This is a genomic window from Salmonella sp. A1325, assembly GCF_056991255.1.
On record NZ_JAMLWO010000001.1, the window covers coordinates 435,791 to 450,608 of the forward strand.

Genomic DNA, 14,818 nt, shown 5'->3' on the forward strand with positions numbered 1-14,818 from the left:
TCATCATTACGTCTTTTTCGCTCAAGAAAATTAAATTAAAAAAACTCGAAGCCAGTTCACAAAATTGATAACAGAATGTCTGCCCGGCGCTATATTGCCGTCTTTTTTCACAAATTGTGAAATCAAACAAATCATAATCATGAATATATAATAACAAATATATTCACCGTAAATATATGCGTTTCCGATAGTAACTTTTGTATTAATTAATAACATATAAGAAAAGTTAGCATTTGCTGAAATAATATTATTCAGATTAGGATGCCTTTGATTCAACGAATCTGTAGAAGTTCAATCTTTTGCAAATAAGTTAAGTTTTTAAGGATAAAAAAATGAAAAGAAAAGTATTGGCACTTGTCATCCCGGCTCTGCTGGCTGCTGGCGCGGCACACGCCGCTGAAGTCTATAACAAAGACGGCAATAAGCTGGACCTTTACGGGAAAGTAGACGGCCTGCACTATTTCTCTGATGACTCTTCTAAAGATGGCGATCAGACCTATATGCGTTTCGGCTTTAAAGGCGAAACACAGATTAACGACCAACTGACCGGTTACGGCCAGTGGGAATATAACGTTCAGGCTAACACTACCGAAGGCGAAGGTGCTAATTCCTGGACTCGTCTGGCATTCGCCGGCCTGAAATTCGGCGACTACGGCTCATTCGACTATGGTCGTAACTACGGCGTCCTGTACGACGTGGAAGGCTGGACCGATATGCTGCCTGAGTTCGGCGGCGACTCCTATACTTACGCTGACAACTACATGACCGGTCGTGCTAACGGCGTGGCCACCTACCGTAACACTGATTTCTTCGGTCTGGTAGACGGTCTGAACTTCGCGTTGCAATATCAGGGTAAAAATGAAAGCCAAAGCGCTGACGATGTAAATATCGGTACCAATAACCGTAATAATGGCGACGATATTCGTTACGATAACGGTGATGGCTTCGGTATTTCTACTACCTATGATATTGGCATGGGCTTCAGCGCAGGCGCTGCGTATACCACTTCCGATCGTACTAATGAGCAAGTCAATGCTGGCGGCACGATTGCTGGCGGCGACAAAGCGGATGCCTGGACAGCTGGCTTGAAATATGATGCCAACAACATCTATTTAGCGACTATGTATTCTGAAACCCGTAATATGACGCCTTATGGTAAAACGGACACGGGTTATGCTGGCGGCGTAGCAAACAAAACGCAAAACTTCGAAGTTACAGCCCAATATCAATTTGATTTCGGTCTGCGCCCGGCGGTTTCTTTCCTGATGTCTAAAGGTAAAGATCTGACCTATAACAACGTTAATGGCGATGATAAAGACCTGGTTAAATATGCTGATGTAGGTGCTACCTACTATTTCAACAAAAACTTCTCCACCTATGTTGATTATAAAATCAACCTGCTGGATGATGACGACCAGTTCTATAAAGATGCCGGTATCAGCACTGATGATATCGTCGCGCTGGGTATGGTTTACCAGTTCTAATTATTCATTAATTCTTCCCAAGCCCGCCGTTTCGGCGGGCTTTTCTTTTTCTATCACCACCGTTCTAAAAACAGAACGCACTGTTCCCTGGGCACAGATTGAACAATTCTTGTTCGCTCTCTATGGTTTGCTTATCGCCCGACAAAAGGAACATGCTAATGATCAGTCTCGTCCCGCCTCTGCTTTCCAGAACCGCGCTTCTCTTTCTGCTCATGGCCACAGGCGCAGCCACCGCCGCCCGCCCGGCAGCGGATATTATTTTGCATAACGGTAATATCATCACTCTGAATGATGCCCAGCCGCAGGCCAGCGCGCTGGCGATTTCCGGCTCGCGGATTGTGGCGATTGGCGATGATACGGCGACAAATGAATGGCGCGGCGACCATACCCGTACCATCGATTTACAGGGTAAAACCGTGATACCCGGCCTGACCGATACCCATATCCACGCCATTCGCGGCGGACAAACCTGGACATTCGAAACCTACTGGTACGACAGCCCTTCGCTTAAAGACGCGCTGGATAAATTACGCGCCGACGCGAACCGTCGTCCCCACGATCAATGGTTAGCCGTAGTGGGATCGTGGATACCGGCGCAATTTGCAGAAAACCGGGCGCCGACGGTAGCCGAATTGAGCCACGCCCTTCCCGATCATCCGGCTTATATTCAGTATCTTTACGACTATGCGTTAGTGAATCAGCGCGGTATAGACGTACTTGGCCTTAACGACACCCCTCCTCCTGATTTAGCGGGAATCCGCGTAGAGCGCGACGCAAAAGGTAGCGCCACGGGGAAATTATTTGGTGACATCGCCGCGTTCAATCAGCTTTTTGCCAGCATAAGTAGTAACGCCGATCGTGAGGGTGGTCTGCGGCAATTTTTCGCTGATATGAACGCTCGCGGCGTGACCGGCATCATTGACCCCTCTGCCGGGCCTGCCGCCGCTTATGAGCCTTTATTTGCAATGCGAAACCAGGGGGATTTACCGCTGCGCGTGGGGTATCGCATTCCGGTACAGCCAGAAGCGAAAGGTCATGAAGCGCAGTGGTTCAGCAACCTGATGGCCTTTCGCCCGGCGCGTGCCGATGACGGGCAACTGGCTTTTCTTGGCCTGGGGGAAAGCCTGGTGGCCGGAATGAATGACGGCGTGCGGATGGCCCCAGGTTTTTCTTCCTCAGAGCAAGACAAAACCGCGCTTCGCCAGGTCGCGACGTTTGCGGCAAAACGGGGAATACCGCTTGAGATCCATGCATATACCGATGACAGCGCCGACGCGATATTGACGATTTTTGAGCAGGTAGCGCAGCAGTACGATCTGCGCCCTCTGCGCTGGTCTATTGCGCACCTGAATACCGGTTCGCCACAGACGCTTGAGCGAATGCGTAAGCTGGGTCTGGCATACACTGTGCAAATGGGGCCTTACTTTGAGGGGCTTGCCATCCGTGACGCCAACCCACCCGGCACGACGGACAATTCGCCGCCGGTTCGACTGGCGCTGGATAAAGGACTTGTCGTAGCTGGCGGCACCGATTCGACGCGTATTGGCATTGCCGGTGTCTGGCACGCCATCGAATATCATATCACCGGTATAGCGTCAGGCGGTTCCGTGCGTAAACCCGCCAGCGAGCGGCTCACGCGTCTGGAAGCGCTAGCGTTATATACACGTCATGCCGCCTGGCTCGCCTTTGCCGAACAACACCGCGGCCAGCTTAGCGTCGGAAAACAGGCCGATCTGGCGGTACTCAATCAGCCATTTATGACGATGCCGGAAAACAGGATTGATACCATTCGCGCTGTTTTGACGCTTGTCGATGGACGCATTGTTCACGAAAGTCCGGACCTTAACGCCGGACAATGAGGTTGTCAGTTGACGCAAAGCCTGCTTTTATAACCCACCAGCGGCGCTGACGGGAAATCTTTTCCGCCAGCGCCGCGATAGAGTTAATGTATTGATATCCGGTGGGCGTTGATGAAAAAGCTGTTTGTGCAGTTTTACCTTTTGCTGTTCGTCTGTTTTCTGGTCATGACCTTATTGGTCGGGCTGGTGTACAAATTCACCGCCGAACGCGCGGGCAGGCAATCGCTCGACGATCTGATGAAAAGTTCGCTCTATCTGATGCGCAGCGAACTGCGGGAAATTCCGCCGCGTGAATGGGGGAAAACGTTAAAAGAGATGGACCTGAACCTCTCTTTCGATTTACGCGTTGAACCGTTAAATCACTATAAGCTTGATGCCGCCACCACGCAGCGACTGCGTGAAGGCGATATTGTCGCGCTTGACGATCAATACACCTTTATTCAACGTATCCCGCGCAGCCATTACGTCCTGGCGGTTGGCCCGGTTCCCTATCTCTATTTCCTGCATCAAATGCGACTGCTGGATATCGCCTTAATGGCGCTCATTGCCTTTTCTCTCGCCTTTCCTGTGTTTATCTGGATGCGCCCGCACTGGCAAGAAATGCTCAGGCTCGAATCCGCCGCGCAGCGCTTTGGCGAGGGTCATTTGACTGAACGCCTGCACTTCGATAATGGTTCCAGTTTCGAACGTCTGGGCGTCGCGTTCAACCAGATGGCGGATAATATTAATGCTCTGATCGCCAGTAAAAAACAGCTGATTGACGGTATCGCCCACGAACTTCGCACGCCGCTGGTACGTTTACGCTATCGGCTTGAAATGAGTGAAAATCTGGCACCGCCGGAATCACAGGCGCTCAATCGCGATATTGGTCAACTGGAAGCGCTGATTGAAGAACTGCTCACCTATGCGCGCCTTGACCGACCGCAAAATGAACTGATGTTGACCGAACCCGACCTCCCCGCCTGGTTGCTCGCGCATTTGCAGGATGTGCAGAGCGTGACCCCGGAACGCGCCGTAAACCTTGTCACATGTGTAATCGGCGATTATGGCGCGCTTGATATGCGGTTAATGTCGCGAGTGCTGGATAACCTGCTGAATAATGCGTTGCGCTACAGTCGTACCACCGTTCAGGTCAGCCTGTTACTCGACGGCAGTCAGGCAACGCTGATAGTCGAAGATGACGGCCCCGGCATTGAAGCGGATGCGCGTGAGCGCATATTTGAACCTTTTGTCAGACTCGACCCCAGTAGAGACCGGGCGACAGGCGGCTGCGGGCTGGGACTCGCCATCGTACACTCTATCGCCCTGGCGATGGGCGGTAGCGTCGTCTGTGACGAGAGCGAACTGGGCGGCGCAAAATTTAGCTTTCACTGGCCGGTCTGGCACGCGATGCCCGACATGACCGCTGCCTGACGTATTTTGCACGCTGGTTGAGCGGCGGGAACTGTGCTATACAGATAGTATGTTGTAACTAAAGTGAGTAATACCATGTCACGCTACGATCTCGTTGAACGCCTGAATGGCACTTTTCGCCAGATAGAACAACACCTGGCGGCGCTGACGAATAATCTACAGCAGCATTCGCTACTTATCGCCCGTGTCTTTTCACTGCCGCAGGTGACCAAAGAGGCGGAACATGCGCCGCTGGATACTATCGAGGTAACGCAACATCTGGGAAAAGAGGCCGAAGCGCTGGCGCTACGTCACTATCGCCATTTGTTTATTCAACAGCAGTCCGAAAACCGCAGCAGTAAAGCCGCCGTCCGCCTGCCTGGCGTCTTATGCTATCAAGTGGATAATGCGACACAGTTAGATCTGGAAAATCAGGTACAGCGCATTAACCAGTTGAAAACCACCTTCGAGCAGATGGTTACGGTAGAGTCCGGTCTTCCCTCAGCGGCACGTTTTGAGTGGGTGCATCGGCATCTACCCGGCTTAATTACGCTGAACGCTTACCGCACGCTGACGCTTATCAATAACCCCGCCACCATACGTTTCGGCTGGGCAAATAAACATATTATTAAAAATTTAAGCCGGGATGAGGTTCTGAGCCAGTTGAAAAAAAGCCTCGCGTCGCCGCGCAGCGTCCCGCCGTGGACGCGCGAACAATGGCAATTCAAGCTGGAACGGGAATATCAGGATATCGCTGCCTTACCGCAGCAGGCCCGACTCAAGATTAAGCGTCCGGTTAAAGTACAGCCGATCGCCCGCATCTGGTATAAAGGCCAGCAGAAACAGGTGCAACACGCCTGCCCCACGCCGATTATCGCATTAATCAACACGGACAACGGCGCTGGCGTACCGGATATTGGCGGGCTGGAAAACTATGACGCCGATAATATTCAGCACCGTTTTAAACCACAGGCGCAGCCGCTGCGACTGATTATTCCGCGACTGCACCTGTATGTGGCGGATTAACGTCCCGGCGTCATACTGCCAACCATCAACTCCGGACGTACCCAGGCGTCGAACTCCTCGTCGCTAAGGTATCCTAATGCCACGGCTGAGGCTTTGAGCGTCAGCCCTTCTTTATGCGCCTTCTTCGCAATCTCCGCCGCTTTATCGTAACCGATGTGCGTATTGAGCGCAGTGACCAGCATCAGCGACTCATTCAGCAACTGCGTAATACGCTCGCGGTTTGGCTCGATTCCTGACGCACAGTGTTGATTGAAACTCGCCATGCCATCGGCCAGCAGGCGCACCGTTTGCAGAAAATTATGAATAACCATCGGACGATAGACGTTGAGCTCAAAGTTGCCCGATGCGCCCCCCATATTGATGGCCACATCGTTACCCATCACCTGGCAACATAGCATCGTTACCGCTTCACACTGGGTCGGATTCACTTTACCAGGCATAATGGAACTGCCTGGCTCATTCTCCGGGATAGCAATCTCGCCAATACCACAGCGCGGGCCGGACGCCAGCCAGCGAACATCGTTGGCGATTTTCATCAGCGAGGCCGCCAGCCCTTTTAATGCGCCATGCGCCTGTACCAACGCGTCACAGGTCGCCAGCGCTTCGAATTTATTCGGGGCGGTAACAAACGGCGCTGCGGTAATCGTCGCCAGTTCCTCGGCCACGCGCCGGGCATATTCCGGGTGGGTATTAAGCCCTGTCCCTACTGCGGTTCCGCCGAGCGCCAGTTCCGCGACGTGCGGTAAACTGTGCTCAATGTGCCTGAGGTTATGTTCCAGCATGGCTACCCAACCGGAAATCTCCTGGCCTAAGGTGAGCGGCGTCGCGTCCTGCAGGTGAGTACGGCCAATTTTGACAATATCGGCGAAAGCGTGGGATTTATCGCGAAGCGTATCCGTTAATGCGGATAATTGCGGGATAAGGTGTTCGCGTAACGCCAGTAACGCCGCCACGTGCATGGCGGTTGGGAACACATCGTTTGAGCTTTGACTCTTATTGACGTCATCATTGGGATGCACCTTGCGTTCCATACCGCGAACGCCGCCCAAAATTTCACTGGCGCGGTTCGCTAACACCTCATTCATATTCATGTTGCTTTGCGTACCGGACCCGGTCTGCCAAATCGCCAGCGGAAACTCATCAGCATGTTTTCCCGCCAGCACTTCATCAGCCGCCTGGATAATCGCGCTGGCTTTTTCCGCCGCCAACAACCCTAAGTCCTGGTTGACCTTCGCAGCAGCGCGCTTGGTCAACGCCAGAGCGTGAATGAGCGAGACGGGCATTTTCTCCGTGGAAATCCGAAAATGCTCCAGCGAACGTTGAGTCTGCGCCCCCCACAGTTTATCTGCCGGGACTTCAATCGCGCCCATTGAATCTTTCTCGCGGCGTACCGTTACCATTACCTGCTCCTTACTCAAGTTGATGAGATCATGTGTCGACATTGCTCACATGTTTGCGGTCTTATGAGTATTAACGATAACAACACAACGGTGTAGACCGGATAAGGCGCTTGCGCCGTTCTCCGGCAAAATAGCGAATCATGTTACCGCCCCGCAGGGCGGCGACATTACTTAACGCAGCGCGCGCACTGCGATGACTGAATCTGCTGGAAGAAATCGTTACCTTTATCATCCACCAGAATAAAGGCCGGAAAATCCTCCACTTCAATTTTCCAGATAGCCTCCATACCCAGTTCAGGATATTCCACGCACTCCAGGCGCTTGATACTGCCCTGCGCCAGAACGGCTGCCGGGCCGCCGATACTGCCCAGGTAGAAGCCGCCATGTTTCTTACAGGCATCGGTCACCTGCTGGCTGCGGTTGCCTTTCGCCAGCATGATCATACTGCCGCCCTGCGACTGGAGCTGATCAACATAAGAGTCCATCCGTCCTGCGGTAGTCGGCCCAAGCGACCCGGAGGCGTACCCTTCCGGCGTTTTTGCCGGCCCCGCATAATAGATAGGATGATCTTTGATGTACTGCGGCAAACCTTCGCCTCTGTCCATCCGTTCTTTCAGTTTAGCGTGCGCGATATCGCGGCCCACAATAATCGTGCCGTTCAGCGACAGGCGCGTTGATACCGGATACTGCGACAGTTGTTGCAGTATCTCGCTCATGGGACGGTTAAGATCAACGCGCACCGCCTCGCCCTCTCCCGCCTGGCGCAGCGCCTCAGGAATATATTTACCGGGATTGCGCTCCAGCTTCTCGATCCAGATCCCTTCCCGGTTGATCTTCGCTTTAATATTTCGATCCGCGGAGCAGGACACGCCCATACCTACCGGACACGATGCCCCGTGGCGCGGCAATCGGATGACACGAATATCGTGAGCGAAATATTTGCCGCCGAACTGCGCGCCTAAGCCAAGATTTTGCGCCTCAAGCAACAATTCTTTTTCCAGTTCAATATCGCGGAAAGCCTGCCCGTGTTCATTGCCTTCGGTCGGTAGCGCATCATAGTATTTTGCCGAGGCCAGCTTAACGGTCTTCAGGTTCGCTTCCGCCGAGGTGCCGCCAATGACAAACGCGATGTGATACGGCGGACAGGCGGCGGTGCCCAGCGTACGCATCTTATCAACGAGATAATTTTTGAGCTTACCCGGCGTCAGAAGCGCTTTTGTCTCCTGATAGAGGTAGGTTTTATTCGCCGATCCGCCGCCTTTAGCGATACAGAGGAATTTATATTCATCGCCATCGACGCTGTAGAGATCGATCTGCGCCGGCAGGTTAGTACCGGTATTGACCTCTTTGTACATATCCAGCGCCGCGTTTTGCGAATAGCGCAGGTTATCTTCGATATAGGTGTTATATACGCCGCGAGCCAGCGCTGCTTCATCACCTCCACCAGTCCAGACGCGTTGGCCTTTTTTGCCGACAATAATGGCCGTACCGGTATCCTGGCAGGTGGGCAACACGCCCTTGGCCGCGATATCGGAGTTTCGCAGGAATTGCAGCGCGACATATTTGTCGTTTTCACTGGCCTGCGGATCGCGCAGAATATCCGCCACCTGCTGCTGATGCGCGGGACGTAGCATAAAAGACGCATCGTGGAAGGCCTGACGCGCCAACAACGTTAGCGCTTCCGGCGCGACTTTCAGGATCTCCTGTCCTTCAAATTCGGCGACGGAAACATGTTCGCTGGTCAACAAGTAGTACTCGGTATCGTCCTTTTTGAGGGGAAAAGGGTCTTGATAAAAGAAGGGTTTGTTTGACATTGTGCTCTCACTTACCGCTCGGTATGGTTATTCTCTGGGCAGGTGTTCCATTGCCCGACTCAAAGCGAGTAACACTATCCTACACAATTTTTTAACAAAAACTGAGACAAGTACGACTTTTTACGCCCGGAGGTTACTTCATGCGGGTTTCTTGGTTTAATACCTCCCATTAATCTCCACATTGAAACAGGGCTTGATAATGCAAAAACTCATTAACTCAGTGCAAAACTATGCCTGGGGAAGTAAAACTGCGTTAACGGAACTTTATGGCATCGCCAATCCGCAGCAGCAGCCAATGGCTGAACTCTGGATGGGCGCGCATCCCAAAAGCAGCTCGCGAATCACCACCGCCAACGGCGAAACCGTCTCCCTGCGTGACGCCATCGAAAAGAATAAAACCGCCATGCTGGGCGAAGCGGTAGCCAACCGTTTCGGCGAACTGCCGTTTCTGTTTAAAGTACTGTGCGCCGCACAACCGCTCTCTATTCAGGTGCACCCGAATAAACGCAACTCCGAAATCGGTTTCGCGAAAGAAAATGCGGCGGGTATCCCCATGGATGCCGCAGAGCGGAACTATAAAGATCCTAACCATAAACCAGAGCTGGTTTTTGCCCTGACGCCTTTCCTGGCGATGAACGCGTTCCGCGAATTTTCTGACATTGTCTCTTTACTGCAACCTATCGCCGGCGCGCATTCCGCTATCGCCCACTTTTTGCAGGCGCCGAACGCTGAACGTCTGAGCCAGCTTTTCGCCAGCCTGTTGAATATGCAAGGCGAAGAAAAATCCCGCGCGTTAGCCGTACTCAAAGCGGCGCTTAACAGCCAGCAAGGCGAACCGTGGCAAACGATCCGCGTGATTTCAGAATATTATCCTGACGACAGCGGGCTTTTCTCTCCTTTGTTGCTGAATGTGGTCAAACTGAATCCCGGCGAAGCGATGTTCCTGTTTGCCGAAACGCCTCACGCTTATCTGCAGGGCGTTGCGCTGGAAGTCATGGCGAACTCCGATAACGTTCTGCGCGCTGGCCTTACGCCAAAATATATCGACATCCCTGAGCTGGTCGCGAACGTGAAGTTCGAACCTAAGCCTGCCGGCGAGTTGCTGACTGCCCCGGTAAAAAGCGGCGCGGAGCTGGACTTCCCAATTCCGGTTGACGATTTTGCTTTTTCACTGCACGACCTGGCGCTTCAGGAGACGAGCATCGGCCAACACAGCGCCGCGATTCTGTTCTGCGTTGAGGGTGAGGCGGTGTTACGTAAAGATGAACAGCGTCTGGTACTGAAGCCGGGTGAATCTGCCTTTATCGGCGCGGATGAGTCTCCGGTTAACGCCAGCGGCACGGGCCGTTTAGCGCGTGTTTATAACAAGCTGTAGCAACGTACTGAATTTTTTAACAACTCTTGCTAAGCTTATAACAGACGTAAAACTCCTCCAGGCGGTTTAATCCGCCTGGTTTCATTTTTATGGACAATTGATATGAAAAAAACACTGGTAGCTGCAGGTGTAGTGATTGCACTTGGCATCGTCTGGACAGGCGGTGCCTGGTATACGGGGAAAAAGCTGGAGAACCATCTTGCAGAAATGGTGACTCAGGCCAATGAACAGCTCAAGCGTACTGCGCCGGAGGCCGGTGTCGAATTAAGTTATCAAAACTACCAGCGTGGCGTGTTCAGTAGCCATCTGCAACTGGTTGTCAAACCGGTTGCCGGCGCAGACAATACCTGGTTGAAGCCCGGGCAAAGCATTGTGCTGGACGAGTCCGTTTCACATGGCCCCTTCCCGCTCGCCCAGCTCAAAACGCTCAATCTGATCCCTTCTATGGCGTCGGTAAAAACCACCCTGGTGAATAACGATGCGGCAAAACCCCTCTTTGATATCGCGAAAGGCGACACGCCCTTTGTTATCAATACCCGCATTGGTTATGGCGGCGATACCCGCTCCGATATCTCTCTCAAGCCGTTAAACTACGAGAATGCCGGTGAAAAGGTCGCCTTTAGCGGCGGCGAGTTCCAGCTTAACGCCGATAAAGACGGTAATGTGGTTTCGCTGTCGGGCGAAGCGCAGAGCGGCCTGGTCGATGCCGTTAACGAATATAATCAGAAGGTCCAACTCACCTTTAATAATTTGAAAACAGACGGTACCAGTAAGCTGGCAAGCTTTGGCGAGCGTGTAGGCGACCAAAAGTTAACGCTGGATAAACTGTCCATCGCCATTGAGGGTAAAGAGATGGCGGTGCTGGAAGGGATGGAAATTGCCGGCAAGTCCGATCTCGTCAACGACGGAAAAACCATTAACAGCCAGTTGGATTACTCGCTTAACAGCCTGAAAGTGCAGAATCAGGATTTGGGCAGCGGTAAATTAACGCTGAAAGTCGGTCAAATCGACGGCGAAGCCTGGCACCAGTTTAGTCAGCAATATCATGCGCAAACGCAGGCGCTGTTGAATCAGCCGGACGTGGCGCAGAATCCTGAGCTTTATCAGCAAAAAGTTACTGAAGCGTTCTTTAGCGCTCTCCCCGTGCTGTTAAAAGGCGATCCGGTACTGACCCTGGCGCCGCTTAGCTGGAAAAACGCCAAAGGGGAAACCACGCTGAATCTGTCGCTGTTCCTCAAAGATCCGGCAACCACAACGGCACAACCGCAAACGCTGGCGCAGGAAGTCGACCGCTCCGTGAAATCGCTGGATGCGAAACTGGCAATTCCAATGGACATGACGGTCGAGTTTATGACGCAGATAGCAAAGCTGGAAGGCTATCAGCAGGATGATGCGGAAAAACTGGCAAAACAGCAGGTGCAGGGGCTGTCCGCAATGGGTCAGATGTTCCGACTGACAACGCTGAAGGATAATACTATCGCCTCCAGTTTGCAGTACGCCAATGGCCAGATCACGCTCAACGGACAAAAAATGCCGTTGGAAGACTTTGTCGGCCTGTTTGGGATGCCGGCGCTTTCCGTTCCGGACGTTCCGGCGCTGCCTCAACAATAATCGCCTTGCCGGGTGTCGCGACGCTGCACCCGGTCTGCGCCGAACGACGCGCAGCCTCTACTTTTGCGTTACCAGGCGAGCGGCTATCGTTTGACTCCGCACATGGTGCTCGTCGTGAGCAATACGCTGCAATATTCGTTCGGCCAGGGTATAGCCTATTTCTCGCGCCGGCGTACTGGCCCAGATAATCGGCAGGTCGTCGAGGGCGTTCTCCGCCACATCAGCAAACGCCGCCAGCGACACCTGCTGCTCGAAATAACGATCGACACCGCTCTCGCCACTCTGTCGTCCGGCTCTCAGTAGGCCAAACCACGCCCCCATCGCAATGGTTTCGTTGTAACAAACGACAGCGCTAATGGTCGGATTGTATCGCAACAGCGCGGTAATGCTTTCTGCTGCCTGTTTCTGACTGGAAGCGCATTCCACGACCCACTCGCTGTGAAACGGTAGACCGTATTTTAACAACGTCGCGCAATAGCCGCCCACGCGCTCCGCGCGGGTTAAAGATGCGCTTTGTCCTCCCAGCCAGGCGATGCGCTGATGGCCCTGACGAATAAGGTACTCCGTCAGGAGCTGCGCCGCCTGCATGTTGTCAGGCCGAACGGTATCCGCATCATCAAGATAGCTGGCGCGTGACGCAAACACGACCGGAATTCCTTGTGCGTCGGCCTGCGCTCTCAGCGCTTCGCTACTGCCCGCCGCACCGGCGATCACCATGCCATCCACGCCCTGATTGAGCAACATGGTAAAACGCTGATTTAGCTGTTCGCCATCTTTCCCCCCGTGCAGGAGAAAAACCATACGGCCTTGCGCTTCCAGCGCTTCCGTTAACCCGGCGGTCAATTCGGCATAAAAGGGTGCCGATAAATCACGCACGATCAAACCGATAACGCCGCTTTGCCCGCCACGCAGCGCGGACGCCTGGCGGTTACGCACAAAACCCAGTTGTTCAATTGCCGCGTTCACGCGCTCGCCGGTCGCGGCCGATATTCGCCCCTTGCCGCTCAGCACTAAGGAAACGGTGCTCACCGACACGCCAGCCGCCAGCGCAACATCGTGGATAGTGATTTTTTTGGCGATAGCCATGTCAACAAATCGCTCCAGAATCTGACAGATAAAACGTTTTACCTATCCGTTATCTTTATACGCGTTATTATCGGTCAGTAATGTGATTAATGCCGCACTAAAATTTGATAAAACGTTTTATCTTTTCGCCATCATAACCTGACACCGGCCTTTATTAACAAGGAGTCGTTAGATGACGACGAAAACCACGCCAAAAATAACGCTATGGGAATTTTTCCAGCAACTGGGCAAAACGTTTATGTTGCCCGTCGCCTTGCTCTCGTTCTGCGGCATTATGCTCGGTATCGGCAGCTCGCTCAGTAGCCACGACGTTATCACCCTGCTCCCCGTGCTGGGTAATCCCTTGCTACAGGCTATCTTCACCTGGATGAGTAAAGTAGGTTCTTTTGCCTTTAGCTTCCTGCCGGTGATGTTTTGTATCGCGATTCCGCTTGGTCTGGCGCGGGAAAACAAAGGCGTCGCCGCGTTTGCCGGGTTCGTCGGTTATGCGGTCATGAACCTTGCAGTCAACTTCTGGCTCACGGCAAAAGGCATTCTGCCGACCACCGATGCGGCGGTGCTGAAAGCCAATAACGTACAAAATATTCTGGGCATCCCCTCTATCGATACCGGCATCCTCGGCGCCGTTATCGCTGGTATTATTGTCTGGATGCTGCATGAACGGTTTCATACCATTCGTTTGCCGGATGCGCTGGCTTTTTTCGGCGGTACGCGTTTTGTGCCTATCGTTTCCGCCGTTGTGATGGGGCTTGTCGGCCTGGTTATCCCGCTCGTCTGGCCGGTTTTTGCGATGGGAATTAGTGGACTGGGTCATATCATCAATAGCGCCGGCGACTTTGGACCGATGATTTTCGGCACCGGCGAGCGTCTGCTGTTGCCTTTTGGTCTGCACCATATTCTGGTAGCGCTGATTCGCTTCACCGAGGCGGGCGGTACGCAAGAGGTATGCGGGCATACCGTGAGCGGCGCATTGACTATTTTCCAGGCCCAACTCAGTTGCCCAACGACGCACGGCTTCTCTGAAAGCGCCACTCGCTTCTTATCGCAAGGCAAAATGCCGGCGTTTCTCGGTGGGTTGCCGGGCGCCGCGCTGGCAATGTACCACTGTGCCCGTCCAGAAAACCGCCCTAAAATTAAAGGATTATTGATTTCCGGTTTAATCGCCTGCGTTGTCGGCGGTACAACGGAGCCGCTGGAATTCCTGTTCCTGTTCGTAGCGCCGGTGCTGTACGTTATTCATGCTCTGCTGACCGGGCTGGGCTTTACCATCATGGCTATTCTCGGCGTCACTATCGGCAATACGGATGGCAATATTATTGATTTTGTGGTGTTTGGCATCCTGCATGGTCTGTCAACAAAATGGTATCTGGTTCCGGTAGTGGCGGCGATTTGGTTTGCGGTTTACTACCTCATTTTCCGCTTCGCCATTACACGCTTTAACCTCAAAACACCGGGGCGCGAAGCGGAGATCGCCACCAGCATTGAAAAAGCGATCGCTGGCGCGCCAGGAAAATCCGGCTACAACGTGCCTGCTATCCTGGCGGCATTAGGCGGCACGGAAAATATCGTGAGTCTGGACAACTGCATCACCCGCCTACGTCTGTCCGTGAAAGATATGTCGCTTGTCGATGTCCAGGCATTGAAGGACAATCGTGCGATAGGCGTCGTACAGCTCAATCAGCATAATTTGCAGGTGGTTATCGGCCCGCAGGTTCAGTCGGTAAAAGATGAAATGGTTGGTCTGATGAATACCGTTCAGGCATAAGGAAGA

Annotated in this window: 10 protein-coding genes; 7 read left to right on the forward strand and 3 right to left on the reverse strand. The window is 53.0% G+C overall.

Translation table 11 applies throughout. The features are described 5' to 3' along the window. The first annotated feature begins 332 nt into the window (after nucleotides 1-332). From ompS2 to tus, 4 genes are all read left to right on the forward strand, one after another. The gene (gene ompS2 / locus NAZ64_RS02270; RefSeq protein WP_094964512.1) at nucleotides 333-1,484 is read left to right on the forward strand and encodes a porin OmpS2; all 1,152 of its coding nucleotides are present in this window, start codon (nucleotides 333-335) and stop codon (nucleotides 1,482-1,484) included. 152 nt (nucleotides 1,485-1,636) lie between these two features. Then, complete coding sequence (locus NAZ64_RS02275; protein ID WP_483640865.1) at nucleotides 1,637-3,343, forward strand: amidohydrolase; 1,707 nt, start codon at nucleotides 1,637-1,639, stop codon at nucleotides 3,341-3,343. 111 nt (nucleotides 3,344-3,454) lie between these two features. After that, a complete protein-coding gene (rstB, locus tag NAZ64_RS02280; protein WP_078057580.1) occupies nucleotides 3,455-4,756 on the forward strand; it encodes a two-component system sensor histidine kinase RstB in 1,302 nt (433 codons plus the stop codon). A gap of 75 nt (nucleotides 4,757-4,831) precedes the next feature. Beyond that, nucleotides 4,832-5,761, forward strand: a complete 930-nt coding sequence (gene tus / locus NAZ64_RS02285) for a DNA replication terminus site-binding protein (protein ID WP_220569214.1) — start codon at nucleotides 4,832-4,834, stop codon at nucleotides 5,759-5,761. Here tus and fumC read toward each other — a convergent pair. Together fumC and fumB are read right to left on the reverse strand one after the other, a co-directional pair. Beyond that, entirely contained in the window at nucleotides 5,758-7,161 is a 1,404-nt protein-coding gene (gene fumC / locus NAZ64_RS02290; protein ID WP_000259117.1) for a class II fumarate hydratase, read from the reverse strand. The two genes, tus and fumC, sit on opposite strands and share 4 nt — an antisense overlap. A 167-nt stretch (nucleotides 7,162-7,328) precedes the next feature. Beyond that, nucleotides 7,329-8,975, reverse strand: a complete 1,647-nt coding sequence (fumB, locus tag NAZ64_RS02295; RefSeq protein ID WP_000066609.1) for a class I fumarate hydratase — start codon at nucleotides 8,973-8,975, stop codon at nucleotides 7,329-7,331. Between the two features lie 199 nt (nucleotides 8,976-9,174). On the opposite strand from fumB, the gene manA reads away from it, so the two are divergent. Together manA and NAZ64_RS02305 are read left to right on the forward strand one after the other, a co-directional pair. After that, nucleotides 9,175-10,350, forward strand: coding sequence for a mannose-6-phosphate isomerase (manA, locus tag NAZ64_RS02300; RefSeq protein WP_001170618.1), 1,176 nt, complete (start codon nucleotides 9,175-9,177; stop codon nucleotides 10,348-10,350). Between the two features lie 102 nt (nucleotides 10,351-10,452). Beyond that, nucleotides 10,453-11,961 carry a YdgA family protein gene (locus NAZ64_RS02305; RefSeq protein ID WP_483640866.1) on the forward strand — a complete coding sequence of 503 codons (1,509 nt, stop codon included), beginning with the start codon at nucleotides 10,453-10,455 and terminating at the stop codon, nucleotides 11,959-11,961. Between the two features lie 57 nt (nucleotides 11,962-12,018). Here the strand turns inward: NAZ64_RS02305 and NAZ64_RS02310 are convergent, their stop codons facing one another. Next, on the reverse strand, nucleotides 12,019-13,047 hold the full coding sequence (locus tag NAZ64_RS02310) for a Mal regulon transcriptional regulator MalI (RefSeq protein ID WP_000951918.1): 1,029 nt from the start codon (nucleotides 13,045-13,047) through the stop codon (nucleotides 12,019-12,021). A gap of 172 nt (nucleotides 13,048-13,219) precedes the next feature. Between NAZ64_RS02310 and malX the strand changes: the two genes are divergently transcribed. Continuing rightward, nucleotides 13,220-14,812 (forward strand): maltose/glucose-specific PTS transporter subunit IIBC, encoded by a 1,593-nt coding sequence (gene malX, locus NAZ64_RS02315; protein WP_000208903.1) that lies wholly within the window; start codon nucleotides 13,220-13,222, stop codon nucleotides 14,810-14,812. Nucleotides 14,813-14,818: the final 6 nt, after the last annotated feature.